The sequence below is a fragment of the Bradyrhizobium sp. Bra64 genome (genome assembly GCF_024519875.1).
In the GTDB taxonomy this organism is placed as follows: Bacteria; Pseudomonadota; Alphaproteobacteria; order Rhizobiales; family Xanthobacteraceae; genus Bradyrhizobium; species Bradyrhizobium japonicum_G.
The window spans coordinates 1,189,630-1,213,904 of record NZ_JALJRD010000001.1 but is presented as its reverse complement, the minus strand read 5'-3'; the positions used below and the strand labels follow the sequence as shown (position 1 = coordinate 1,213,904).

General features: G+C 65.3%; 23 protein-coding genes. 13 read left to right on the top strand and 10 right to left on the bottom strand.

What is annotated here, in order from left to right:
* Positions 1-269: 269 nt before the first annotated feature.
* Positions 270-1,148: a DUF2147 domain-containing protein gene (locus NR187_RS05860; RefSeq protein WP_256805981.1), complete on the bottom strand. Its 879-nt coding sequence runs from the start codon at positions 1,146-1,148 to the stop codon at positions 270-272.
* 194 nt (positions 1,149-1,342) lie between these two features.
* On the opposite strand from NR187_RS05860, the gene NR187_RS05855 reads away from it, so the two are divergent.
* Both NR187_RS05855 and NR187_RS05850 read left to right on the top strand, forming a co-directional pair.
* Positions 1,343-2,119 (top strand): DUF2147 domain-containing protein, encoded by a 777-nt coding sequence (locus tag NR187_RS05855; protein ID WP_256805980.1) that lies wholly within the window; start codon positions 1,343-1,345, stop codon positions 2,117-2,119.
* Between the two features lie 187 nt (positions 2,120-2,306).
* On the top strand, positions 2,307-3,761 hold the full coding sequence (locus NR187_RS05850; RefSeq protein ID WP_256806210.1) for a FecR domain-containing protein: 1,455 nt from the start codon (positions 2,307-2,309) through the stop codon (positions 3,759-3,761).
* Between the two features lie 78 nt (positions 3,762-3,839).
* Here the strand turns inward: NR187_RS05850 and NR187_RS05845 are convergent, their stop codons facing one another.
* Positions 3,840-4,406 (bottom strand): NUDIX hydrolase, encoded by a 567-nt coding sequence (locus tag NR187_RS05845; protein WP_211384471.1) that lies wholly within the window; start codon positions 4,404-4,406, stop codon positions 3,840-3,842.
* 66 nt (positions 4,407-4,472) lie between these two features.
* Positions 4,473-5,336 carry an archaetidylserine decarboxylase gene (asd, locus tag NR187_RS05840; RefSeq protein ID WP_211384470.1) on the bottom strand — a complete coding sequence of 288 codons (864 nt, stop codon included), beginning with the start codon at positions 5,334-5,336 and terminating at the stop codon, positions 4,473-4,475.
* 35 nt (positions 5,337-5,371) lie between these two features.
* Here asd and NR187_RS05835 point away from each other — a divergent pair, with 35 nt between their 5' ends.
* Positions 5,372-7,036, top strand: coding sequence for an aminotransferase class III-fold pyridoxal phosphate-dependent enzyme (locus NR187_RS05835; RefSeq protein WP_256805978.1), 1,665 nt, complete (start codon positions 5,372-5,374; stop codon positions 7,034-7,036).
* A 337-nt stretch (positions 7,037-7,373) separates the two neighbouring features.
* Here the strand turns inward: NR187_RS05835 and NR187_RS05830 are convergent, their stop codons facing one another.
* From NR187_RS05830 to NR187_RS05820, 3 genes are all read right to left on the bottom strand, one after another.
* Positions 7,374-8,033, bottom strand: a complete 660-nt coding sequence (locus tag NR187_RS05830) for a hypothetical protein (protein WP_211384468.1) — start codon at positions 8,031-8,033, stop codon at positions 7,374-7,376.
* Between the two features lie 241 nt (positions 8,034-8,274).
* Complete coding sequence (locus tag NR187_RS05825) at positions 8,275-8,964, bottom strand: methyltransferase domain-containing protein (protein WP_256805977.1); 690 nt, start codon at positions 8,962-8,964, stop codon at positions 8,275-8,277.
* Positions 8,965-8,999: 35 nt separating this feature from the next.
* The gene (locus NR187_RS05820) at positions 9,000-10,052 is read right to left on the bottom strand and encodes a glycosyltransferase family 1 protein (protein ID WP_256805976.1); all 1,053 of its coding nucleotides are present in this window, start codon (positions 10,050-10,052) and stop codon (positions 9,000-9,002) included.
* 274 nt (positions 10,053-10,326) lie between these two features.
* Between NR187_RS05820 and NR187_RS05815 the strand changes: the two genes are divergently transcribed.
* Complete coding sequence (locus NR187_RS05815; RefSeq protein WP_256805975.1) at positions 10,327-11,034, top strand: L,D-transpeptidase; 708 nt, start codon at positions 10,327-10,329, stop codon at positions 11,032-11,034.
* A gap of 108 nt (positions 11,035-11,142) precedes the next feature.
* The gene (locus NR187_RS05810) at positions 11,143-11,562 is read left to right on the top strand and encodes a cytochrome c family protein (protein ID WP_211384464.1); all 420 of its coding nucleotides are present in this window, start codon (positions 11,143-11,145) and stop codon (positions 11,560-11,562) included.
* A gap of 58 nt (positions 11,563-11,620) precedes the next feature.
* On the opposite strand, the gene NR187_RS05805 is transcribed toward NR187_RS05810, so the two are convergent.
* Positions 11,621-11,896 (bottom strand): hypothetical protein, encoded by a 276-nt coding sequence (locus tag NR187_RS05805; RefSeq protein WP_256805973.1) that lies wholly within the window; start codon positions 11,894-11,896, stop codon positions 11,621-11,623.
* A complete protein-coding gene (locus NR187_RS05800; protein ID WP_256805972.1) occupies positions 11,889-12,683 on the bottom strand; it encodes a DUF899 domain-containing protein in 795 nt (264 codons plus the stop codon). Before NR187_RS05800 ends, NR187_RS05805 begins: the two co-directional genes overlap by 8 nt.
* Before the next feature lie 162 nt (positions 12,684-12,845).
* Between NR187_RS05800 and NR187_RS05795 the strand changes: the two genes are divergently transcribed.
* The 8 genes from NR187_RS05795 to NR187_RS05760 all read left to right on the top strand — a co-directional run bounded on the left by NR187_RS05795 (position 12,846) and on the right by NR187_RS05760 (position 22,682).
* Complete coding sequence (locus NR187_RS05795) at positions 12,846-14,066, top strand: helix-turn-helix domain-containing protein (protein ID WP_256805971.1); 1,221 nt, start codon at positions 12,846-12,848, stop codon at positions 14,064-14,066.
* A 30-nt stretch (positions 14,067-14,096) separates the two neighbouring features.
* On the top strand, positions 14,097-14,735 hold the full coding sequence (locus tag NR187_RS05790) for a PQQ-binding-like beta-propeller repeat protein (protein WP_211384460.1): 639 nt from the start codon (positions 14,097-14,099) through the stop codon (positions 14,733-14,735).
* A 201-nt stretch (positions 14,736-14,936) separates the two neighbouring features.
* Entirely contained in the window at positions 14,937-16,499 is a 1,563-nt protein-coding gene (locus NR187_RS05785) for a DUF4403 family protein (protein WP_256805968.1), read from the top strand.
* A gap of 129 nt (positions 16,500-16,628) precedes the next feature.
* Positions 16,629-17,738, top strand: coding sequence for an ABC transporter ATP-binding protein (locus NR187_RS05780; RefSeq protein ID WP_256805967.1), 1,110 nt, complete (start codon positions 16,629-16,631; stop codon positions 17,736-17,738).
* 67 nt (positions 17,739-17,805) lie between these two features.
* Positions 17,806-18,864, top strand: coding sequence for an ABC transporter substrate-binding protein (locus tag NR187_RS05775; protein ID WP_256805966.1), 1,059 nt, complete (start codon positions 17,806-17,808; stop codon positions 18,862-18,864).
* 221 nt (positions 18,865-19,085) lie between these two features.
* The gene (locus NR187_RS05770; RefSeq protein WP_372702957.1) at positions 19,086-20,348 is read left to right on the top strand and encodes an ABC transporter permease; all 1,263 of its coding nucleotides are present in this window, start codon (positions 19,086-19,088) and stop codon (positions 20,346-20,348) included.
* Entirely contained in the window at positions 20,345-21,175 is an 831-nt protein-coding gene (locus tag NR187_RS05765; RefSeq protein WP_256805965.1) for an ABC transporter permease, read from the top strand. The genes NR187_RS05770 and NR187_RS05765 overlap by 4 nt, the downstream gene beginning before the upstream one ends.
* A gap of 295 nt (positions 21,176-21,470) precedes the next feature.
* The gene (locus NR187_RS05760) at positions 21,471-22,682 is read left to right on the top strand and encodes an ABC transporter substrate-binding protein (protein ID WP_256805964.1); all 1,212 of its coding nucleotides are present in this window, start codon (positions 21,471-21,473) and stop codon (positions 22,680-22,682) included.
* A gap of 192 nt (positions 22,683-22,874) precedes the next feature.
* Here NR187_RS05760 and NR187_RS05755 read toward each other — a convergent pair whose 3' ends face one another.
* Positions 22,875-23,417 carry a PRC-barrel domain-containing protein gene (locus NR187_RS05755; protein ID WP_256805963.1) on the bottom strand — a complete coding sequence of 181 codons (543 nt, stop codon included), beginning with the start codon at positions 23,415-23,417 and terminating at the stop codon, positions 22,875-22,877.
* Positions 23,418-23,641: 224 nt separating this feature from the next.
* Complete coding sequence (locus NR187_RS05750) at positions 23,642-24,193, bottom strand: hypothetical protein (protein ID WP_256805962.1); 552 nt, start codon at positions 24,191-24,193, stop codon at positions 23,642-23,644.
* Positions 24,194-24,275: the final 82 nt, after the last annotated feature.

The following is a 24,275-nucleotide window of genomic DNA, read 5'->3' as shown; positions in this document are numbered from 1 at the left end:
CTCTTCAACGTGTTGATTTCAGCCTTCTTTAACCATGCCGTGCGCAAACGCCCGGACCCCGGCGGAGACGAGCGACAGCAAGGCTGACTTTTTCCGAAAGAGACTTTCTGTTAACCATTCCCGCACGAAGGCCGCGCGACGGAGGGAGCGCCTCATGACGTTCACAGGGAGACTGAGCGTTATCACCGCGTACCTCGCCATGGCCTTCGTCGGCGCCATCGTGCTCGGCATGATCTAGATCGCGCCGCCGCATCACTTGGTTCCGCGCTTCATGATCGCGCGCTCCACTGCCCCGACGTCGTGACCAGTTTCTCCTGCCGCTCCTCGACGCGCGTCCAATCGTTGCCGGAGCACCAGAAGCGGCCGAATGCGCAAGCCTCGACATGGAGCTTGCCGGTGCTCGTCAATGTCATCTTCCCATAATAGGTGCTGCCGCTGGAGCGGCTGTAGATGCTGCCGGTCCAGACATCGTGCGTTTTCGGCTTCATGTTGACGAGCACGCTCTCGCCCCGGCTCGACGCTTCAGTAAGCGCGAAACCGCACAGCGCCGGGCCGCAGCGTTCGATCCGAACCGTGCCTTTCGCGCCGGTGCTCTCCCATTCGCCGAGCGGCAGATAAGCCGGCTCGTCGTCGCTGCGCTGTGCGATCGGCGACGTTTCCTTGATCTCGGGGTTCGGAGCGACAACCGGCGGAGCGAGCGTAACAGCCTTCGGCGGTTCGATGCGTTGCCAATCAATCCGCGGCGGATTGGGGCTCAGCGGCTCATTCGTTGGCGCCTCGAATCTTGGTGCCGGCGGAGGCGCGACGGGCTGCGAAGTCGCGGCGGCAAGGACGGGGGCCGGCGGCGCCGGTGGCGGGGCGACCACGCTTGCCTGCACCGGCCTGACCGGGGCAACCGGATAAACCGGCTGCGGCGCCTGGACAATTGGTGCGGGCGCAGGTGGCGGGGGCAGTGTCGTGCCGACATCTTCCGCTGGCCGCAGGCTGCGACTGGAAATCGAAACACAGGAACTGGACCGGCAATTGCGCGCCGCTTCGATATGGAACCGGTGGCCGCCGACCGAGAAGGCGTAAGAACCGGCCTGGGCCGCGGGCGCCATCGCCGTCAGCGCGATCACGATGCCAAGCGAAGTCACAAGCCGCGTCATCGGCGCCTCCCTCTGTGTCGCGACGAGGTTACGCGGGATGGATCGCGGCTGAATGTGCGCTGCCTCACCGAGCGGCCGCGAGCCGTTGTGACGTCCGTCACAGAACCCCTGACCGGCCCGGCATAGGGTCGAACCACGCTTCATCCACCAGCGACTTCAGTCCATATCGGGACCCACATTTTTCGGAGGTTGTCATGAACAAGCTCACCATCGCCGCCACGGCACTCTTCCTCGCTTCGACCGCCGCCGCACATGCCGGCAACTCGATCTCGTTCCAGGTCGAGGGCCAGCACATCCGCATCGAGACGCCGCGCAACTGCGCTTCGCTCAATTGCATCACCATCGTCGCGCCGGGCCTGTCCGACAAGCCGATCAAGCTGAACAACATCAACCTCAAGGGCCTCGGGTCCAAGGACGATGACGTCGACACCACGCCGGCTCCGGCCACGACCGCGCAGCCCGCGCCGGCTCCGGTGCAGCAGCAGCCCGTGCAGCAGGCCCCGGTCCAGGCGACCGCGCCCGCTGTTGCCCCCGCCGCTCCGGCCGCGACAATTGCCGCTGCTCCGGCCGCCAGCTACGACAATACGGCGCCGGTCGCGGCTCCTGCTCCCGTTGCTGCGCCCGCGCCGGTCGCGGTTGCTCCGGCGCCCGCTCCCGCTCCGGCGGCTGCTGCGCCTGTCCTGGCCGCCAACACGCCGATCGGCGTCTGGGCGACCGAGGAGAACAAGGGCAACGTCCGCGTCGAACAATGCGGCGCCAATCTCTGCGGCTATGCCGTGAAGTCGAACGAGCGCATCCTGATCAACATGAAGCCCGAAGGCGCGAAGTGGAGCGGCCGCATCCACGATCCCGACTCCGGCCGCAACTACGACTCCACCATCGCGATGAAGGGCCCGAATGCGATGCGCGTGCAGGGCTGCGCCTTCGGCGGCATGTTCTGCGGCGGCCAGACCTGGAAGCGCGTGAGCTGAAGCCGGTCACTCGCCGCAGCGTCCAGCCTTCTTGTTCTTATGATGGCGCCACGTCCCTGACACGGGGACGTGGCGCTTGAACGTTCGCCCCTCCCCTGACACATGTTCATCCACCATTCAGCTCCATCGGACTGAAATCCGCCGACCTCGCCTTCGCGTTCTCACCGGGACCCCCCTCGTGACTTCAATGATTGCCTGGCGCCGCTTCGTCGTCGCGCTTGCCCTGCTGGCCTTGCCGCTGGCCGGCGCGCCCGCGGCATGCGCATCCGACGCGATCGAGCTTGCACAGGCGCAACCACAATCGCAGCCGGCACCCGCGCCTTCCCCGATTCCATCAGCCTCGCCGACACCGGCAACAGACGCGCAGCCCGCCGCCGTCGAGCCGATCGGCAACGTCGCGACCGTGACGGGAATCGCGACCGTGATCCGCGACAGAAATTCCTATCCGCTGCGCGTGCGCGACGACATCTATCTCAACGACGTCGTGCAGACCTCGTCGAACTCCGCGCTCGGCATCACCTTCAACGATGCGACCACGTTCAATCTCTCCGCCAGCGCAAAAATCACCATCGACAACTACGTGTACGAGGATGGCGGCAAGCAGAACTCGGCGATTTTCGACGTCGGCAAGGGCACGGTCGCCTTCGTCGCGGCGGCGGTGGCGAAGACCGGCGACATGAAGATCACGACGCCGACCGCGACGCTCGGCATCCGCGGCACCACCGGCGTCGTCGACGTGCCCGAAGGCGCTGCGGCGCGCAGCGCAAGCAACGTCAACATCAAGCTCTATCCCGACGCGGATGGCCGTGTCGGGCAAATCGACGTCGACGACCGCACCAGCGGCACGCGGCTCGGCGCGCTGACGCAAGCCGCGAGCGGCTTTGCGATCCGGCCCGGCGCGGGCGCCGCCGGCCCCATGCGCTTTGCCGCGGTGCCGATCGTCATTCCCGCACAGCAGATCGCACGCGACCGCGGCTTCGTCAGCCAGGTGCATCTGGCGCAGACCACAGGCCGCCAGATCGTCACCGAGCAGCGTGACTTCCGCCGCGCCAATCCGACCGCGATCAGCCGCATTCCGCGTCCGACCCAGATGCCGCAGCAGCAACAATTGCGGCCGGCGACGGCGCCAGGCCAGCAGCCGCAGCGGCCGAACGTTCAACCCGGCCAGAACAACCGGCCGGATCGGCAGCAGCCGGGCGCGCCGGGTCGCCAAGGCGGCCAACAAGGTGGCCAACAAGGCGGCCAGCCGCCGCAGCGGCAGGGCCAAGGACAAGGCGGCACGGTGCAGCCGGGCACGCCGCGCGTGGGTCAGGGGCAGAAGCAACGTGCGGGACAGCCGGCAGGCCGGCCACGCACCGGGCAAGGCGCGCAGCCGGGCAGTGCGACGCAGGCACAGCCACAGCGCAACGGACAAGCTCCGACGCAGCCCGCAACAGCGACGCCGCCTCAGCCGGGCGTGACCGTTCCGCAGCAACCGCAAACGCCGCGCACGGGACTGCAACCCGGCCAGCCACCCGCAACTCAGCAACCAGGCAGCATCCAGCGCCAGGGCGGATTCCAGCAGCGCGTGCCGGGCGCACAACGCCCAGCAGCACCGCGCAAGCCGGTGCCGGCTCCGAAGGAGAAAAGGGAGCAGCGGTAAAGTGTAGTGCGCACCGGCGCGCTCCCTCTCTCCGTTGTTACGGGGAGACGAGTGGGGCGAGGTAAAGAAAGCGACGGCTCACGCCTCGCCGCGCAGCCAGGCCTTCACCTTTTGCAACAGGCCATGGCGCAGTTCGTCGACGGAGACGGCTTCGGCCGGCGTCAGCGTCTGCAAGGCTGCATCGACATCCTCGGTTGCGAGCGGCGGTGTGACGTCGGCTTCGGCGATTGCAACGCCTGCGGCAGCGAGTGCGATCGGACCGACCTGGACCAGGAAGGCGCGCTCATATTCCCGCGACAGGCGCACGAGCGCATCGTCCAGCGTCAGCCAGTCGACCGCCTTGATGTCGTTCATCAGCTTGCGGACCGGCCCGCTTCCGGCCTCCATGCGCCAGAAATGCACGACCTTGGAGCGGCCACCGGACTGATAGACCAGCGTGCCCAGGAATTCGTGGATCGCGACCTCGTGGCCGGTCTCTTCCAGCACCTCGCGATGTGCGGCTTGCTTCGGCGTTTCGCCGTCGTCGAGCTTGCCTTTGGGCAAAACCCATTCGTTGCGCTTGCGCTGGCGCACGACCGCGATCAGCGGCGGCGCACCCCGCCGCAGCACAATACCACCCGCCGCCAGCACCGGCGCCCGCGCCATCACCAAATCCGTGTCGATCCAGCCGTCCCACCGAGGATATAGGCGGCCGGGACGGCGGATTGAAGGCTAGTTTTTTCGCAGCAGCGCTTGACCGGCACGGATGCGCGTGCCCTCGGCGATGCCGTCGCAGAAGGTAAAATCGCCGGGTGCCAGGATGATGATGGTCGAGCCGTGCTCGAACCAGCCGAGCTCCTCGCCTTTGGTCACGTTGACGTTGCAAGGAAAATTGACCGGGCCGCGGGTCTGCGCGTTCAGCACCATGTCGAGGAAGTGCAGCCGGATGCTCGCGACCAGGATCGCGGCGACCGGCACCAGCGTCACGGCTTCACCGGTCGACAGATGCGTGCGGATCACCGCACGCTCGTTCTTGCAGAACAGCCGCTCGACCCGCTTCAAGGCGATCGGGTTGACGTTCCAGACGTCGCCATGGATCAGCGTGACACGCTCGATATGCGCGTCATGGGGCGCATGGAAGCGGTGATACATGCTCGAGGTCAACCGCAACGTGACGAAGGAGCCGTTGCGGTGCTGATCGACCAGCGCGGAATCGCCGAGCAGGTCGAGCAGCGAATAGGGCGCGCCCTTGACCTGGAACAGCTCGGTGTCGGCGATCCGGCCGTGGGCGCCGACGATGCCGTCGGACGGGCTGGCGACGACCGCGGGGTCCGGATCAAACGGCCGCAGGCCGGGCTTGAGCTCCCGGGTGAAGCAGTCGTGCAGGCTCCTGAAATGGGTCTTGTGTGCCTCCGACAGATCGAGGTCGGAGAACAGCTTCCACAGCGCGATGGAGCCGTCCCGCACCAGCGGGTTCTCGATCTTGGAGAACCAGCCCATGAAGCGGGTCAGCGCGGCGCGCGGGATGCGATTGGTCAACAGGAAGTTGAGGTCTTCCTGCTGGGTGAAAGAGGCGATGAGGGCTTTGACTGTCATGAATCTGTCAGCTCGCAGTATTAGCGCTTGTTGTCATGGAAACGACACTCCCGATTCTCTCATTTTCCGTGGCCGCCGCAGCGTCCGCTGCCGCCGCCTTCCCGAAGATCAAGGCGCGGCTCGAATTGTCCCGCGCCAAGCACCGGTCGCTCGCCGGGCATTCCAAGATGTCGCGCCGGGTGGCCCGGCTGCTCCCGTTCTACGAGTTCGAAGGCGACAAGTATTTCGGCTGCGACGGCGCACCGGCCAACGTGGTGTTGCAGCGCAAGGACGCCTTCTTCCGCCTCGCGCGACTCTACGCCGATCGCTACCCCAAGGGTCGCGCGATGACGAAGGAGGCGGCGGACAAGATCTCCGACCTGCACTTCACCGAGACCTACCGCGTGCCGTTCCAGTTCTCGCGCCTCGTCCGCGAGCACCTGGGCACCTCGACCTTCATGGAGTCCTCGCGCGGCGTCACCGTCACGGATGTCGACGGCAACACCTCCTACGACCTCACGGGGTCCTACGGCGTCAACATCTTCGGCAACGACTTCTACAAGGAGTGCATCGAAGGCTCCGAGAAGCGGGCGCATGCGCTCGGACCGGTGCTCGGCCCATACCATCCCGTCATCCTCGATAACGTGCAGCGGCTCTGCCGGATCTCCGGCCTCGACGAAGTCTCGTTCCACATGTCCGGCACCGAAGCCGTGATGCAGGCGGTGCGGCTCGCGCGCTACCACACCAAGCGCACGCATCTCGTCCGTTTCGCCGGCGCCTATCACGGCTGGTGGGGCGACGTGCAGCCCGGCGTCGGCAATCCGATTCCAGCGCACGAGACCTACACCCTCGCCGAGATGTCCGAGAAGACGCTGCATGTGCTGCGCACGCGCAAGGATATCGCCTGCGTGCTGGTCAACCCGCTGCAGGGGCTGCATCCGAACGCCAACGCGCCCGGCGATTCCTCGCTGGTCGATTCCTCCCGCGGCGGCAATTTCGATCGTGCGGCCTATACCGAGTGGCTGAAGAAGCTGCGCGAGGTCTGCACCGAGCGCGGCATCGTTCTGATCTTCGACGAGGTCTTCGTCGGCTTCCGTCTCGCCGCCGGCGGCGCCCAGGAATATTTCGGCGTTCGCGCCGACATGGTGACCTACGGCAAGAGCCTCGCCGGCGGTCTGCCGGTCGGCGTGGTCTGCGGCAAGAAGGAGCTGATGCGCCGCTTCCGCGACGATCGTCCCGCCGACGTCTGCTTCGCCCGCGGCACCTTCAACTCGCATCCCTATGTCATGACGGCGATGGACGAGTTCCTGAGCCGGCTCGCCAGCCCGAACTTCCGCGCGATCTATGACGGGCTGGACGCGACCTGGAACGGGCGCGCGCAAAAGCTCAACCAGATGATGACCGATGCCGGCCTGCCGGTGCGGTTCGCCAACTTCTCCTCGATCTGGACGGTGAAATACACCACGCCGTCCCGCTACAACTGGATGCTGCAATACTACTTGCGCGCCGAAGGCCTGTCCCTGAGCTGGGTCGGCACCGGCCGGCTGATCTTCAGCCTGAACTACACCGACGCCGACTTCGCCGAGGTGGCCGAACGCTTCGTCAGCGCCGCGGAGAAGATGAAGGCCGACGGCTTCTGGTGGCACGACGGCGTGCTCACCAACAAGAACATCAAGCGCCAGATCCTGAAAGAGATGCTGGCCAAACGCCTGGGGCGCTGAGGCCTCACCACACGCACGCCGCGCCGCGAGCACCACGAACACCGCCCTCTCCTCCCCCTCTCCCCGCCTGCGGGGAGAGGGTTGGGGTGAGGGGGACCCTCCGCGCGCGCGGTGAGCGTTGGCGCACGATCCGCTAGCGGCGCCCCCGCGGATACCCCCCCTCCCCCGGCTTTGCGCTACGCGCAAATCCGACCTCTCCCCGCAGACGGGACGAGGTGAAGAGAGCGCGCGGCTCCACTGAGTCACTTTAAAGATATCCCCAAGACGTTGATGCCCGGCACGAGGCCGGGCATGACGCAATCATCAGACATCGGAGTGTCTTGTGTGCGCAGCGCGTTCAGGCGTGCTGCTCTTCGAGCGCGGGCTCGCCGATCAGGCCCAGCGTGTGCTCGGGATTGAGGTGCAGGCCGGGATCCATCAGTTCGCCGCGCATCAGCGCCAGCGGCGCATTGCGATAGAGCATCAGATCGTGGAAGGGGTCGGTCAGGATCTTGGTCATCCAGACGAGGCCGGTCTCGACGTCGCGGATGAAGAACAGGTGCACGGTACGGAACAGGAGGCCGCCGCCGCCGATCACGAGCCAGATCTTGGCAACCTGACGCATGAAGTCGGTCGCGCTTGCCCAGGGCGTGAACAGGCCGAACACAGTCGGATCGGCGAACAGCACCAGCGGGGATGCTGCCCAGATCGCCATCAGCACCACCTTGCGCTGAAGGTTGTAGCCGACCTTGATGTCTTCCTTGTACTCGTGGGTGGCCTGGTTGATGTGGTCGTAATCGTGCGGCTCGAAGAAGAAGTGGCCGGCCTGGCGCGAGGTCATCGAGACCAGCCAGCCGACCAGCGCGGAGATCATGGGATCGACGAACAGCCAGACATAGGCAAACAGGAAGCTCAGCGCGCTGACGAAGTGCAGGCTCTGATTGATGCGGCTGTGGTGATAGTAGCGATGGTCGTCCCAGCGCTGGATCCGCAGCTGCTCCAGATAATTCTTGATCATGCTCTCCCCCAAAATGCTTTCGGGTTCAGGATTTACAGGGATTCGATGTAGGCCGTGTGACATCATCATTTTGTCATATGACGATGTGCAGCGGCGCGGTGACGCACGGGGTACTCTTTATCCCCTCATCCTGAGGAGCGCAGAACGCGCGTCTCGAATGATGAAGGCCGAGGTGCATCTGCACGGGCCTTCATGGTTCGAGACGGCACTTACCGCGCCTCCTCACCATGAGGAGCGGCAGTTACGCTGCCATGGCGACGTCGATCTTGCGGAAGCGCACCAGCGAGAAATGACCGAGCGGCGGAATCAGGCGGCGTTCGGCAAGCTCGATGCCTTTGGCCCCGGACAGCCACTTGGCGTAGCGCGACCAGGCGAACTCGGCGGTGCGGAAGCCGAGCGGACGAACCACCGGCTGCAGCTTCTGCTCGATGAAGCGGCGCATGCCGGTATCGGCACTGACGCGGGTGAGGATGATCAGCTCGCCGCCCGGGCGCAGCACGCGGGCGAATTCGTCCAGCGCGACTTCCGGATTCGGCACGGCGGTGACGACGTATTGCGCCATCACGACGTCGAAGGAATTGTCGGGGAATTCGAGCTTCTCGGCGTCCATCACCGCGAGACCCTCGACGTTCTTCAGATTGCCCTCGGTGACGCGCTGGCGCGCCTTGTCGAGCATCGCTTCCGAAATGTCGGTGCCGAAGATGCGCAGGTGCGGCGCGTAGAGCGGCAGCGAGATGCCGGTGCCGACGCCAACTTCGAGCACGCGGCCGCCGATCTTGTTTGTGGCCGCGATCGCCGCCTGCCGGCCCTTGGCGAACACGCCTCCGAACACGAGGTCGTAGACGGGCGCCCAGCGGTCATAGGCCTGCTCGACCGTGCCACGGGTGAGGTCAAGCTGCTGGGTGCCGTCAAGGTTCATGATCTTGGACATCGGTGTGGTTCTCGCTTTGGGTCAGGACGTGAGGATCAGCCGCGCACCGGCCGCCGCGCCATGACCGGCGAGGCGCGCAGGATGCGGCTGGGCTGAAGTGAGGTGAGGTTGCCGACGAACTGGCGCGCGCTGTTCTCCCAGGAGCGCTCCAGCGCGAAGTTGCGGCAAGTCTCGCGCGACATGGTCAGTGCACGCAGGCACGCAGTACGCAGATCGTGGTCGATCGCGCCGATCGGGTGATCGGCGATGACGTCCTTTGGCCCCGTGACCGGAAACGCCGCAACCGGCGTGCCGCAGGCCAGCGCTTCGAGCTGCACCACGCCGAACGTGTCGGTCAGGCTCGGGAACACGAACACGTCGGCGGCGGCGAGATGCGCGGTGAGATCCGCGCCCTTCTTCTCGCCGAGGAAGACGACGTCCGGATACTTCCTTTCGAGCGCCGCCTTCTGCGGGCCGTCGCCGACGACGACCTTGGTGCCGGGCAGATCGAGCGACAGGAACGCTTCGAGATTCTTTTCCACCGCGACGCGGCCCATGGTCATGAAGATCGGGCCCGGCAGATCGAGCCTGGCCGGAGAATCAGGATGGAACAGCTCGGTGTTGACGCCGCGCGTCCAGTATCCCAGCCGCTTGAAGCCGCGCTCGGAGAGCTCCTGCCGCAGCGAAGGTGTCGCCACCATGGTCATCGCGGCGGCATCGTGGAAGTGCCGCAGCACGGCATAGCCGACGGCATCAGGAATTCCGGTCCGCACCGAGATATATTCCGGAAAGCGCGTCGTGTAGGAGGTGGTGAAGGCGAGCCGGTTGCGGCGGCAATAGGCGCGCGCGGCCCATCCGATCGGGCCTTCGGTCGCGATGTGCAGGGCTTCCGGCGCCGCCTTCTCGATCCGCCGCGCGATCTCCTTGCGGCTCGGCAGCGCGATGCGCAGGCCCGGATAGGTCGGCAGCGGCCAGGACGGAAAGCCGTCCGGCGTCAGAACGTCGATCTCGACATCGAGGGCCTTGGCCGCGTTCGCCAGCGAGGTCAGCGTCCGGACCACACCGTTGACCTGCGGATGCCAGGCGTCAGTCGCGATTAATACCCGCATCGGAAAATCCCGAGAGTTTGATGATTCTCGGCTTACGACCATCAACCACGGATATTTCAGGCGTGTGACGTCACATAAGTGTCGGCCCGCTGTTTTGTTCGTTAACGGGGCGACGCGGCCACGAAACTGTCATGAAACAATCCTTGCCGCGATGAAACCGTTTTCGGTTTTCCGCGCAAACGTCCCGAAACCTATTGCCGGTAGTGATTGACCCAACGGAGCACCGCAATGGTGCCGCGGTGGACAAAAACACCGAGCAAACAGGGGCGATCACATGTTCAATCTGGACACGTTCAAGACGTATTCGCGCGCCGTTGCTTTGGGCGCAGTGGCTGTTGCCGCGATCGCATTTGCCGGCCAGGCCAAGGCCGCGCCCGTGCAACTGTTTCCATTCTTCCAGCCGCTGCCGACGATGACCGCGCCGCAGCCTTACCAGCCTTATCAGGCGACGCCGTACCAGACCGCGCCGTCCGAAGACGAGGACCCGGCCGTGATGCCGGCCCGCTTCCGCCGCCAGACCGTCGCCTACGCGACGCGCGAGGCGCCGGGCACCATCATCATCGATACGCCCAACACCTATCTCTATTATGTGCTCGGTAACGGCCAGGCGGTGCGCTACGGCATCGGCGTCGGGCGCGACGGCTTCACCTGGTCCGGCATCCAGTCAGTGACCAAGAAGGCCGAGTGGCCGGACTGGACCCCGCCGCCGGAGATGATCGCCCGCCAGCCCTATCTGCCGCGCCACATGGCCGGCGGCCCCGGCAACCCGTTAGGGGCCCGCGCCATGTATCTCGGCGGCACCATCTACCGCATCCACGGCACCAACGCTCCCGACACGATCGGCAAGCACGTCTCCTCCGGCTGCATCCGGCTGACCAATGAAGACGTGAGCGACCTCTACTCCCGCGTCAACGTCGGCACCAAGGTGATCGTGCTGCCGATGACGGAGCGGCGCGCCGAGCTTGGCCGCACGCTGCGGTAAGCGACAGGACATTGTGACGCAAACGGCCCCGGAACCCACCGGGGCCGTTTTCGTTTGCATGGAGCTCTCCGGCCGACTTCGCCCCCGAGAGCACGAGCGCAATTTCTCATGGAGGCGCAGATGCAAACGTTGCCACGCCCATGGCTACACGCCATCGCCTGCGCCGGAATACTGGCGCTGCTCCTGTCCACGCCCTTCTCGCTCGCGCAGCAGCCGGCGAGCGCCGACGCAGCCCAGCAGGCCTTCAACAATTCCTGTCGCACCTGCCACTCTGTCAAGGAAGGCGACAATCGCCTTGGTCCCAATCTCAGCAAGATCGTCGGCCGCAAGGCAGGCTCGCTGCCGAACTACAACTACTCCCAGTCCATGAAAGAAGCCGGCTTCGTCTGGGACCAGGACAAGCTCACCCGCTTCATGCTCAGGCCGGACGAGGTCGTGTCGGGCAACAAGATGCAGCCCTACGGCGGCGTCTCGGCCGACGAGGCTGCGAAGGTGATTGCATATTTGCAGGCGGTGAGTTCGCAGTAACGGCCCTGGCGCGTCGTTACGATGCGGTTGCGGCGGGGGCAATGTGGGACTTCGCACCTCACCTCCCACCTCCACCCCGCCGCTCCGCGATCAGCTTCAGCCACGCCGCCGAGTGAAACGCGCTCATCAGGAGATACATCGGCACCATCCCGCCCAGCAAAGAGCCATGTCCGGCGGAGCAGAGCATGTCCGCGGAGCCGCCAATCATGGTCGTCAGCGCGGCCATGATTGCGAAAGTCGGCGTGGCGGCGAGGCCCAGCCATCTGGCGAGGTGCCGCGCGGCGATGGCGCCGTCGCGGCTGGCGTTGCCAGCCGCGCTGAGGGGACTAGTCACGTCCTTCCGCCGCCTCCTCGCGAAAGGCCTTTTCGCCGGCGTCCGAGATCTCGACCCATTTCTTGTCGGGCGCGGCGCCTTCCGCGTAGGTGTCGTGCCAGTTCCACCATTTGTAGGTCGGCGTCTGCGGATAGCCCTTCGGTGAATCCTCCCAGACCTCCTGGCGGCCGAGCGGCGTGATGTCGAGATAATTCCAGGTACCGCCCATCTGCTCGTCGCCGCGGCTCTTGACGAAATAGGTGCGGAAGATGCGATTCCCGTCGCGGTAGAACACGTTGGTCCCGTGCCATTCGTCGACGCCGAAATCGGCGTCAAAACTGTCGGTGACGGTGACCCAGGGCATGGTCCAGCCCATCCGCTTCTTCAGCCTGATGATGTCGGCCTGCGGCGCGCGCGAGGCGAAGACCAGCGTGGTGTCGCGGGCGTTCAGATGCGAAACATGAGCGACCTGGTCGGCCACCATGGAGCAGCCGCGGCAGGCATGATCGGGCCAGCCGAACACACCAGGCTCGAAGAAGGCGCGGTAGACGATCAACTGCCGGCGGCCCTGGAACAGGTCGTGCAGACTGACCTTGCCGCCGGGCCCCTCGAACGCATAGGTTTTGGCCACTTCCATCCACGGCATGCGCCGGCGCTCGGCGGCCAGGGCGTCGCGGGCACGGGTATGCGCCTTTTCCTTCACGAGCAGTTGCTGGCGGGCTGCCTCCCAGTCCTGCGGCGACACCACCGGCGGTGTCTGCATGGCGGTCTGTCCGTTCGTTCCTGCTTTTTCTGCTGATGTCATCATGGCTCTCCAAACCTCTTGCCAAATCTCTTGTCTGGGCGGGCTCTCCGCGGGTCGCTATGACAGACGCGGAACCGCTCGCCCCTTACCACATGTTGCCGGCGGTCAACGATTTGTGGCATCGGACGGTTGCGCGGTGGGAGTAACAAGTGTGGCGGGATTTGAATGGAGTCGCTGATCACGGCCGCGGCGCGCGCGCTCGAAGCCGGCGATCCGCTCGGCGCGCTGAACCGCGTTGCGCTGCGCAACGATGCACCGTCGCTGGCGCTGCGCGGCATCGCGATGGCGCAGCTCGGCGATCTCGCAAAGGCGAAGACGCTGCTGCGGAGCGCCGCACGCGCCTTCGGTCCGAGAGAGGCGGTCGCGCGCGCAAGGTGCGTCGTGGCGGAGGCCGAGATCGCGCTCGTCTCGCGCGACCTGAACTGGCCGGCGAACACGCTCGCGGCTGCGCGAGCCACGCTCGAACGGCACGGCGATCTCGCCAACGCCGCCCATGCGGGCCACATCGAGGCGCGCCGTCTTCTCCTTCTCGGACGCCTCGACGAGGCCGAGCGCACGCTAGCGGGGCTCGGTACCGCATCGCTCCCACCTGCCTCCCAGGTCGCCCGTGAGCTCGTCGTCGCGGGCATCGCAATCAGGCGCCTGCGAACGAAGGATGCGCGCACGGCGCTCGAGCGCGCCTATCGCGCAGCACAGCAGGCCGGCATCCCTGCGCTCGCGGCCGAGGTCGAAAGCACGAACCGCGTGCTCGATACGCCGGCAGCGCGGCTGATCACGCGCGGACACGAGCGGCCGTTACGGCTCGAAGAGGTCGAGGAGCTCGCGACATCGCAGGCGCTGCTGGTGGACACGTTCCATCACTCGGTTCGCCGGCGAGGCACCGTGGTGGCGCTCGGAAGGCGGCCGGTACTGTTCGCGCTCGCCCGCATCCTCGCGCAGGCTTGGCCCGCGGATGTCTCCCGGGAGGCGTTGATCACAGGGGCGTTTCAGGCGAGGCACGTCGATGAATCGCATCGCGCGCGCCTGCGGGTCGAGATCGGGCGGCTCCGCACCAAGCTCAAGCCTCTCGCCGATGTCAGCGCGACCAGGCAGGGCTTTGCGCTGACACCGCGCAGGACAAGAGACGTCCTCGTGCTGGCGCGGCCCGTCGAGGAAAAGCACGCCGCGGTGCTCGCCTTCCTCTCCGATGGCGAACCCTGGTCTAGCTCGGCGCTCGCGCTCGCGCTGGGAACGAGCGCGCGCACCGTGCAGAGGTCTCTCGAAGAGCTGGCGCGGTCGCACAAAGTGCAGTGCTTCGGCCATGGCCGGGCAAGACGCTGGATGACCCCGCCCGTCCCGGGTTTCCCGACAGGCTTGTTACTCCCCGGCCCGCTCCTGAAGACGTAAGGTGGGATCGTCTCACAGGGATCGAGCAACATGAAGCGTTCAGCAGCCGAGATCGTCAGGGAATACGGGCCCTTTGCGGGCGTCGAAGCCGTGCACGGCGTCACCTATGACGGGAGCCATATGTGGTTCGCGTCCGGCGACAGGTTGAATGCGGTCGACCCGGCCGACGGCAAGATTGCGCGCTCGATCGATGTCGCCGCGCATGCGGGAACGGCGTTCGACGGCCGGCACCTGTTCCAGATCGCCGAGGACCGAATCCAGAAGATCGACGCGGCGAGCGGCAAGGTGCTTGCTACCATCCCGGCGCCCGGCGGCGGTGGCGATTCCGGACTGGCCTGGGCCGAGGGCTCGCTCTGGGTCGGTCAATATCGCGAGCGCAAGATCCATCAGGTCGATCCCCAGTCGGGAAAGATTCTCCGCACCATCGAAAGCAAGCGCTTCGTCACCGGGGTGACCTGGGTGGACGGCGAGCTCTGGCACGGCACCTGGGAGGGCGAAGAGAGTGACGTGAGGCGGATCGACCCCGAGAACGGCAAGGTGCTGGAGCAGCTCGACCTGCCCGCCGGCACGATGGTTTCAGGGTTGGAATCCGACGGCGGCGACCGCTTCTTCTGCGGTGGGGGAAGCGCCGGCAAGGTGAGAGCGGTCCGCCGTCCCAAGCGCACATAGAGCATGATCCGGAAAAGTGCGAAGCGGTTTTCCGAAAAGATCATGCTCAAACAACAGCTTTAGGCGCGATGATGGCCTGAATGCACGGCAACGGCGCGTTCGCCGCCGTTAACCCATTCGCCCCAATTCCACCCCATCGGTGCGCTCTAGCGCCCTGCTCGCCTGCCCTGTAAAATCCCCGTTGGGCGGCTTGGGGGTAAGATGCGTCTGACGTTGAACCTGAAGACTATCCTGATCGGCGTCGCGGTGCTCGCGGCGTCGTTTTTCATCAGCCTGAAGGCGATGGACTTGTTGTCGCCGCGAGCGACGAATTCCGCGCCGCCGGTCGCGCAACTGCCGCCGCTGCCGCCGGTCTCGAAGAGCTCGATCGTGGTGGCGCCGGTCGCGATCGCGCTGTCGGCGATCCGCGAGCAGGCCGAGAAGGCTTCGCCGCGCAATTTCGCCGGCAAGGCCGAGAACCCGATCTCGCAGATCCTGCAGGATGCCGACATCGGCTGGACGGCGGCGCGCGGACCGATGTCGGCGGCCGGCGACAAGGACGTGCTGACGCTGTCGACGCCGCTCACGGGCAAGCTGAACGTGACGGGCTCGCTGTCGTCGAAAGCGACCGGCGCCCTCGGCGAGGCGCTCGGCAGCGTGCTCGGCGGCAATGCCGCCAAACAGATCGGCGCGGTCAACATCAAGAACCTGAACGCCAGCGCCGAGATCAGGGGCAACGTCGTCGTCACCTCGCGGCCGAAGCTCGCGGCCAACTGGCATCTCGAGCCCAATCTCGGCGCCCAGGTCAATCTCGGCGACACCAACCTCAACGTCGCCGGCGCCAAGGTCAACGTGCCGGCGCAGGTCAAGCCGCTGATCGACAAGAACGTCGGCGAGCAGATCAATATTGTTTCCGAGCGCATCCGCAACGATCCTTCGTTGCGCGAGAATGCGAAGCTGCAATGGGCCAAGGCCTGCCGCTCGATTCCGCTGCAAGGTTCCTCGGCCGCGCTGCCGCCGCTCTGGCTGGAGATGAAGCCGATCCGCGCCATCGCGGCGCAGCCGCGCGTCGACGCGCAGGCGGTGACGCTGCTGTTGGGCCTCGAGGCCGAGACGCGGGTCACGTCGACGCCGACCAAGCCGGACTGCCCGTTTCCCGACAAGATCTCGATCGTGCCGCCGACCGGCACCGGCGTGAACATCGGCGTGCCGATCGACGTGCCCTTCACCGAGATCAACAAGCTGATCGCGGCGCAGATGGTCGGCCACACCTATCCCGAGGACGGCTCCGGCCCGGTGGACGTCACCGTCAAGAGCGTCAACGTGGTCCCGTCGGGCGAGCGCCTTCTGATCTCGCTGCTGGTGCGCGCCAAGGAGAAGAAGAGCTGGCTCGGTCTCGGCGCCGAAGCAAATGTGCACATCTGGGGCCGGCCGATGCTGGACCAGGCACAGCAGACGCTGCGCCTCGCCGACATCCAGCTCGCGGTGGAATCCGAGGCGGCCTTCGGCCTGCTGGGCGCCGCCGCACGCGCGGTGGTGCCGCAGATGCAGCAAGCGCTGGTGCAGAAGGCGACGCTCGATCTGAAGCCGATCGCCGCCAACGCCCGCGAGAAAATTGCCGCCGCGATCGCCGACTACCAGAGGAACGAGGACGGCCTCAAGGTCGAGGCGAAGATCGACAGCCTGACGCTGGCCGACATCGCCTTCGATTCCAAGACGCTGCGCATCGTCGCCGAAGCCGGCGGCTCGCTGAACGTGTCCGTGAGCAAGCTGTCGGGAATGTAGCGCGCTTTCACCCACCGGGCCCGCGCAAATCGCTTCCGCCGCTGGCATTCTTGTCGGAGGCTGCTAAGCTGTTCTTCGCAACCTCGGACGAGGTCCCGACAGCACTGTAGCTGACAACGCGAGGAAAATATGGAAGCCGGTATGGTCACGCCAGCACCGGCACTGGTGCGCTTTTCCGGCATTCAGAAGACCTATGATGGCGAGCATCTCGTGGTGAAGAACCTCGATCTCGACATCAGGAAGGGCGAGTTCGTGACCCTGCTTGGCCCGTCGGGCTCGGGCAAGACGACCACGCTGATGATGCTGGCTGGCTTCGAGGTTCCGACGCATGGCGAGATCTACCTCGCCGAGCGGCCGATCAAGAACGTGCCGCCGCACAAGCGCGACATCGGCATGGTGTTCCAGAACTACGCCCTGTTTCCGCACCTGACGATCGAGGAGAACGTCGCCTTTCCGCTGTCCGTGCGCAAGGTCAACAAGGCGGAAACGCAAGCGCGCGTCAAGGCAGCGCTACGGATGATCAAGATGGAAACCCTGGCGCAGCGGCGGCCCGGGCAACTGTCCGGCGGCCAGCAGCAGCGCGTGGCGCTGGCCCGCGCGCTGGTCTTCAACCCGCAACTCGTGCTGATGGACGAGCCCCTGGGCGCCCTGGACAAGCGCCTGCGCGAGCAGATGCAGCTGGAGATCAAGCAACTGCACGAGACGATGGGCATCACCGTCGTCTACGTCACCCACGACCAGAGCGAAGCGCTCACCATGTCGGACCGTATCGCCGTGTTCAACGACGGCATCGTGCAGCAGATCGACAGGCCCGATGCGCTGTATGAGCATCCGGTCAACAGCTTCGTCGCCAACTTCGTCGGCGAGAACAATGTGCTGGCCGGCACCGTGGAGACGATCGAGAAGGACTATTGCCGCGTCGCGCTGGCGGCCGGCGGCTCCGTCATGGCCCGTGCGGTCAACGTATCAGGCGCAGGCGCATCGACCTCGTTGTCGGTGCGGCCGGAGCGGATCGCCATTATCCCTGACAGCACCTCCAGCGACGGACCGAACCGGCTGCCGGCCAAGGTGCAGAACACCATCTATCTCGGCGACCACGCGCTGGCCGTGCTCGATGTCGCCGGCAACGCCGAGTTCATGGTCAAGCTTCAGCCGGGGGCGCATGATGGGCTGCGACACGGCGAAAGCGTGTTCATCACCTTCCGCCCCGAGGATTGCCTCGCCCTCGATCCCGTCTGATTCCAACGCAAGCGGCACTTGCACCGATCAACCTCAACGCAACGCAGATGAAGAAGGAACAAGGACCATGCTGAAGCGCAAGATTGGCAAGATTGCTCTGGGTTTCGCCGCTGCACTCACTGCCAGCGCCGGGCTGGCGACAGTCGCGCAGGCGCGTGACCTCACCGTCGTGTCATGGGGCGGCGCGTATCAGGACGCCCAGAAGAAGGTCTATTTCGAGCCGTTCAAGAAGGCGGCCGGCATTGCCATGAACGACGAGTCCTGGGACGGCGGCGTCGGCGTGCTGCGCGCCAAGGTCCAGGGCGGCGCCGCCACCTGGGACGTCGTCCAGGTCGAGAGCGACGAACTCGCGGTCGGCTGCGAGGAAGGCCTGTTCGAGAAGCTGGACTATTCCAAGATCGGCGGCGAGGCCGCTTACATACAGCCGTCGGTCAATCCGTGCGGCGTCGGCGCCATCCTGTACGATTTCGTGCTCGGCTACGACAAGGACAAGCTGAAGGACGCGCCCAAAGGCTGGGCCGACTTCTTCGACACCAAGAAGTTTCCGGGCAAGCGCGCCCTGCGTCAGGGCCCGAAGACCACGCTCGAGATCGCCCTCATGGCCGACGGCGTCGCACCGAAGGACGTCTACAAGGTGCTGGCGACCGACGAGGGCATCGAGCGCGCTTTCAAGAAGCTGGACACCATCAAGAGCGACATCGTCTGGTGGAAGGCCGGCGCGCAGCCGCCGCAATTGCTCGCCTCCGGCGAGGTGGCGATGACCTCGGTCTACAATGGCCGCATCGATACCGCGAACAAGAACGAGAAGAAGAACTTTGGCATGGTGTGGGACGGAGCGCTCTTCACCCTCGACAGCTGGGTCATCCTGAAGGGCAGCCCGAACAAGGACGCGGCCTACAAGTTCCTGGACTTCGCCGGCAAGGCCGAGAACCAGTCGAAGCTGTCGGAGAACATTGCCTACGGGACCTCGAACAAGGACGCCGCCGCCAAGCTGCAGTCCGCCGTGCTGAAGGACCTGCCGACAGCGCCTGACAACATCAAGAACGCGGTCGAGATCAACGTTGCCTTCTGGCTCGAGAACATCGACCGCCTGACCGAGCGCTTCAATAAATGGGCCGCGAAATAGCGCGCGGCCGAAATTGGCGCTGAGGCAAAGACGTGGCAGATAGCACGCCTGCGGCGCATCCTTCGAGACGCCCGCCTACGGCGGGCCCTCAGGATGAGGTCTGAGTTTGTGGCAGTGACTCTACGGGCACCATCGTCGAAGAGCCTGATCCTGAGGAGACCGCGATGCGGTCGTCTCGAAGGACGAGGCGCTTGCTCGGGCCGCTCCGAAGGGCTCACTCCATGACAGGAATGTCTCTAGCCGGCGCCAGTTCGTCGACCGAGGTGCCGCTCAAGCGCCGATTGAGGCGTGCAGAGCGGACACGCCAGGTCAAGGCATTGGCGCTGGTGCTGCCGCTTCTCGTCTTCCTGCTCTTCACCTTCGCGGGCCCGATCGCCGGCATGCTGTGGCGCGCCGTCGATGACCGCGAGGTGCGTCAGGCTCTGCCTCAAACCGTCGCGGCTCTCGCCAGTTGGGACGGCAGGGACCTGCCGGACGAAAAGGCCTACGCGGCGCTGGCAGGCGACATCCTGGCGGCGCGCGCGTCCGGCACCATCGCCATCGCGGCCAAGCGGCTCAATTACGCACTGAACGGCTTTCGCACGATCCTCATCAGCACCGCACGCAATTTGAAGGCGGTGCCGGAGCCCGGCACCGCCAGGGAGACGCTGGGCAAGATCAACCCGGCCTGGCGCGAACGCTCCACCTGGACGACGATCAAGGACGCCAGTGGCCCCGTGACCGGCTTCTACCTTCTGGCAGCGCTCGACCTGACGCGGAACGTGGACGGCGCGATCGTCGCAGCCCCGCCGGATCAGGCCATCTACCGCAGCGTTTTCGCCCGCACCTTCCTCATCAGCCTCAGTGTCACGGTGCTCTGCCTGATCCTTGGCTTCCCGGTCGCCTACCTGCTGGCGACATTGCCGCCGGGCCGGTCCAACCTGCTGATGATCTGCGTACTGCTTCCTTTCTGGACGTCGCTTCTGGTCCGCACATGCGCCTGGATCGTCTTGTTGCAGAGCAAAGGCGTCGTGAACGACAGCCTGCACTGGCTTGGCATCATCGACGAGCCGTTGCGCCTGATCTACAACCGCTTCGGTGTCTGTGTGGCCATGACCCACGTTCTCCTGCCATTCATGATCCTGCCGCTGTACAGCAGCATGAAGGCGATCTCGCCCGCCTACATGCGTGCCGCCGCCTCGCTCGGTGCGCCGCCGCTCGCCGCCTTCCTGCGGATCTACGTGCCCCAGACGCTGCCCGGTATCGGCGCGGGAAGCCTGCTCGTCTTCATCCTGGCGCTCGGCTATTACATCACGCCGGCGCTCGTCGGAGGCGCCGCCGATCAGATGATCAGCTATTTCATCGCGCTCTACACCACCGAGACGGCCAATTGGGGCCTCGCTTCGGCGCTGGGGGCTGTGCTGCTGCTGGCCACCGTTCTGCTCGCTCTCGTCTACGGAAAGCTGGTGCAGGGCCAGCAAGTCACCGGAGGCATGAAGAATTGAGCGAAGCTCCTTCCCTCCGCACACCCAGCCAGCGCATCGCGTGGACCGCGACGATCGTTGTCTCCACGCTGGTGTTCATCTTCCTGATCACGCCGATCCTGGCGATCATGCCTCTGTCCTTCAGCTCAGGCTCCTATTTGACCTATCCGCTGCCCGGCCTTTCCTTGCGCTGGTACGGCGACTTCATCAATTCGCCGCGCTGGATGAATTCGCTGAAGAACAGCATGATCATCGGCGTCGCCTCGACCCTGCTGTCGATGGTGCTCGGCACGCTGGCCGCACTGGGGCTGGCGCAATGGAAGAGCCGGCTCAAACCGCTCGTGCTCGCTTTCGTGCTGTCGCCGGTGGTCGTGCCGGGCGTCATCACCGCGGTCGGCCTGTATTTCTTCTTCGCGCCGATCGGACTGACCGGCAGTTACCTCGGCTTGATCCTGGCCCACACCGCGCTGGCGACGCCCTTTGTGGTGATCACGGTCGGCGCGACGCTGCAAAGCTTCGACACCAATCTGGCGCGCGCCGCCGCCTCGCTCGGCGCCTCGCCGCTTGACGCGTTCCGCCGCGTGATCCTGCCGCTGATCCTGCCGGGCCTGGCATCAGGTGCGCTGTTCGCCTTCGCGACCAGCTTCGATGAGGTCGTGATCGTGCTGTTCATGGCAGGTCCCGAGCAGCGCACCCTGCCGCGCGAGATGTTCAGCGGCATCCGCGAGAACATCAGCCCGACCATCACGGCGGCGGCGGTGATCCTGACGACGGTGTCGGTCATCCTCCTCGCCACCCTGGAAGGCTTGCGCCGACGCAACGAACGGCTCAAGGGCAGCGGCGCCTGACCGGCGGCGCACTTTTTCTTCTTCCTTCCCCCCTTGTGGGAGAAGGTGGCGCGAAGCGCCGGATGAGGGGTTGCCTCCGCAAGTACGAATGCAAGATGGTTGCATGCGGCAAGAACCCCGTCTCGCCGCTATGCGGCGAGCCACCCTCTCCCACAAGGGGAGAGGGCTAGAACACCGTCGCCCCCTGCTTATTTGTCCACCCCCTCACGCATCTTTGGCTTAGCTGCCGCGACCGTTTGTCGCTAGAACAGTCCCCGCAACAAAACCCAAACAACAACACACGGGGAGAAAAACCATGCAAAAACTCATCGCCGCCGTCGCGGCCGGTCTCGCGCTCGCCGCCACGTCAGGCGCCGCGCAGGCGCAGATTTCCGACGACGTCGTCAAGATCGGCGTGCTCACGGACATGTCGAGCCTCTATGCCGACGCGACCGGCAAAGGCTCGCTGGCCGCCGTCGAGATGGCCGTCGCCGATTACGGCGGCAAGGTCGCCGGCAAGCCTGTCGCAGTGGTCGCCGCCGATCACCAGAACAAGCCCGATGTCGGCGTCAACATCGCCCGCAACTGGTACGACAACGACAAGGTCGACGCGATCTTCGACGTGCCGACCTCGTCGGTGGCGCTGCCGATCTCGGCGCTGACGCGCGAGAAGAACAAGATCAACATCAATTCCGGCGGCGGTTCGTCCGACATCACAGGCGTCGCCTGCTCGCCCAACACGGTGCACTGGACCTACGACACCTATGCGCTGTCGAACGTCGCCGGCAAGGCGATGGTGAAACGCGGCGAGGACAGCTGGTTCTTCATCACCGCCGACTACGCCTTCGGCATGGCGCTGCAGCGCGACGCCGCCAACGTCGTCAAGGAGAGCGGCGGCAAGGTGCTCGGCGAGGTCCGTCATCCGCTCAATTCCTCGGACTTCTCCTCCTTCCTGCTCCAGGCCCAGGCCTCCAAGGCCAAGGTGGTCGCGCTGGCCGATGCCGGCGGCGACACCACCAATGCGCTGAAGCAGGCGGCCGAGTTCGGTCTCGTGCAAGGCGGCCAGAAGATGATCGCGCTGCTCATGGAGATCACCGACGTTCATTCGCTCGGCATCAAGGCGACGCAAGGCCTGATCATCACCGACGCCTTCTACTGGGACATGAACGAGGAGACGCGCGCCTTCTCCAAGCGCTTCAACGAGAAGGTCGGTCACATGCCGACCATGATCCAGGCCGGCCTCTATTCGGCGACCATGCACTATCTGAAGGCGATCGAGGCCATCAAGACCGACGAGGCGCCGAAGGTGATGGAAAAGATGCGCGCCACGCCGGTCAACGACTTCTTCGCCAGGAACGGCAAGATCCGCATCGACGGCCGCATGGTCCACGACATGTATCTGTTCGAGGTGAAGAAGCCCGAGGAATCCAAGGGCGAGTGGGACCTCTACAAGCTGATCGCCACCGTGCCCGGCGACGAGGCGTTCCGTCCGCTCGACAAGGGCGGCTGCCCGCTGGTGACGCACTGAACCAGCATCCTCCTTCATTGCGAGCGACTTGTCCGCCGTAGCTCGAAGAGCGAAGGCGGAAGCGAAGCAATCCAGAAATCCATCCGCTTCGGATTGCTTCGTCGCAAGTGCTCCGCGATGACGGGAGACGAAAAAACACGACAGCGCGCCCGGCAAGACCGGGCGCGCTTCGTTTAGCCAGTCAGAGCCGCATTACTCCGAGTACTTGAACTCGGGCATGTTCTTCAGCTCGTCCTTGGTCGCGTTGAACACGGCGTGGTCCGGATACCACTTCGACGAGGCCGTCGCCGTCGTGGTCGTGGTCGTGGTCGTGGTCTTTTCGGTGCCGGTCGCAGCACCCGTGGTCGTGGTGGTGGCCGGCTTGGCGTTCGGATTTGCGCCGGCCGCGCCGGTATAGGCCACGGCCTCATTGACGAACTTCAGCTTGTCGTAGGGCACGGCAACCAGATGCTCGCCCATGCCGAGGAAGCCGCCGACGCCGATGACGGCAATCTTGATGGCGCCGCTCTTGTCCATCAGCAGGTCGTTGATCGAGCCGATGTTCTCGTTGGCCTCGTTGTAGACCTTGACGCCGTCCATCTTGGACGTACGCCACTGCCCGGACGCGCTCGTGGTCGTCGTCGTGGCGACGGCAGCCGGAGCCTTGTCAGTGGTCGCGGTCGGATTCTGTGCGAACGCAACGGTTGCGAGCAGTGCGGTTCCGGCGAGGCCGGCCGCGATCGATTTCATCAACATATTGTTCTCTCCTTCAGCAAAAAACTGATACGGAGAAAACAGCGCTGATCACTCGCAGTTCCTTGCGTGCTGCAATTTCGTCGCGCGATGCGCGCGCGTGAACGCGTGCGATTGTTCCAGAATCACTAAGGAACATTTTGCAGCGCACCGTTCCCCGCCGACGACCGTGCGCCCTGGGTGAAGCACGACCGCGGCGAGGAACGCGCCGACCCGCGTCGCTCAGGTCAGCTCTTGTAATCGATCAGAAGCGCCGAGAAATCCGAGCTGCCGGATGAGCTGCCGCTGGCGCCATAGGACGACGATGACGATTGCGACTGCTGCAGCGCCTGGAGGAACTGTTGGAGAATTTCCGCCGTGGTGGAGTCGGTCGACGTGCTGCTGGTCGAATCCGTCGACGACGAATCCGAAGAGCTGTCATCCGGAGGCGGACCGGGCGGCGGCCCGCCTGCGCCGCCGGGACCGCTCGCGAAGGCGGACTGAAACACGTTCTTGAGCTCGTCGGCCTGGTCCGAGGTCAGCGTCCCGTTCGACACCTCGTTGGAGATGAGGTCGTCGATCTTCGACTGAAGCTCGTCCTTGGAGGGAGGCGTGCCGCTCGACCGGTCGCTGGACCGGCTCGACTGCAAGGCCGTGTCGATGTCGGTCAGCGCCGTCGAGAGCGCCGACTGGTCCGACGACGAAACCGTGCCGGCGGAAACTTCCGATTGCAGTTCCTGCTGCAGTCGCTGCAGCGGCGACTGGTAGTTACCGGCGGAGGCCGCCGAAATCGAGGTCATCATGGCTCCGTGGGTTTTGCGGGGTTTCGTAGCAAACGCCGTCACGGTATGGTTAACGGGCTTAACGAGACCTTGCCGCTCC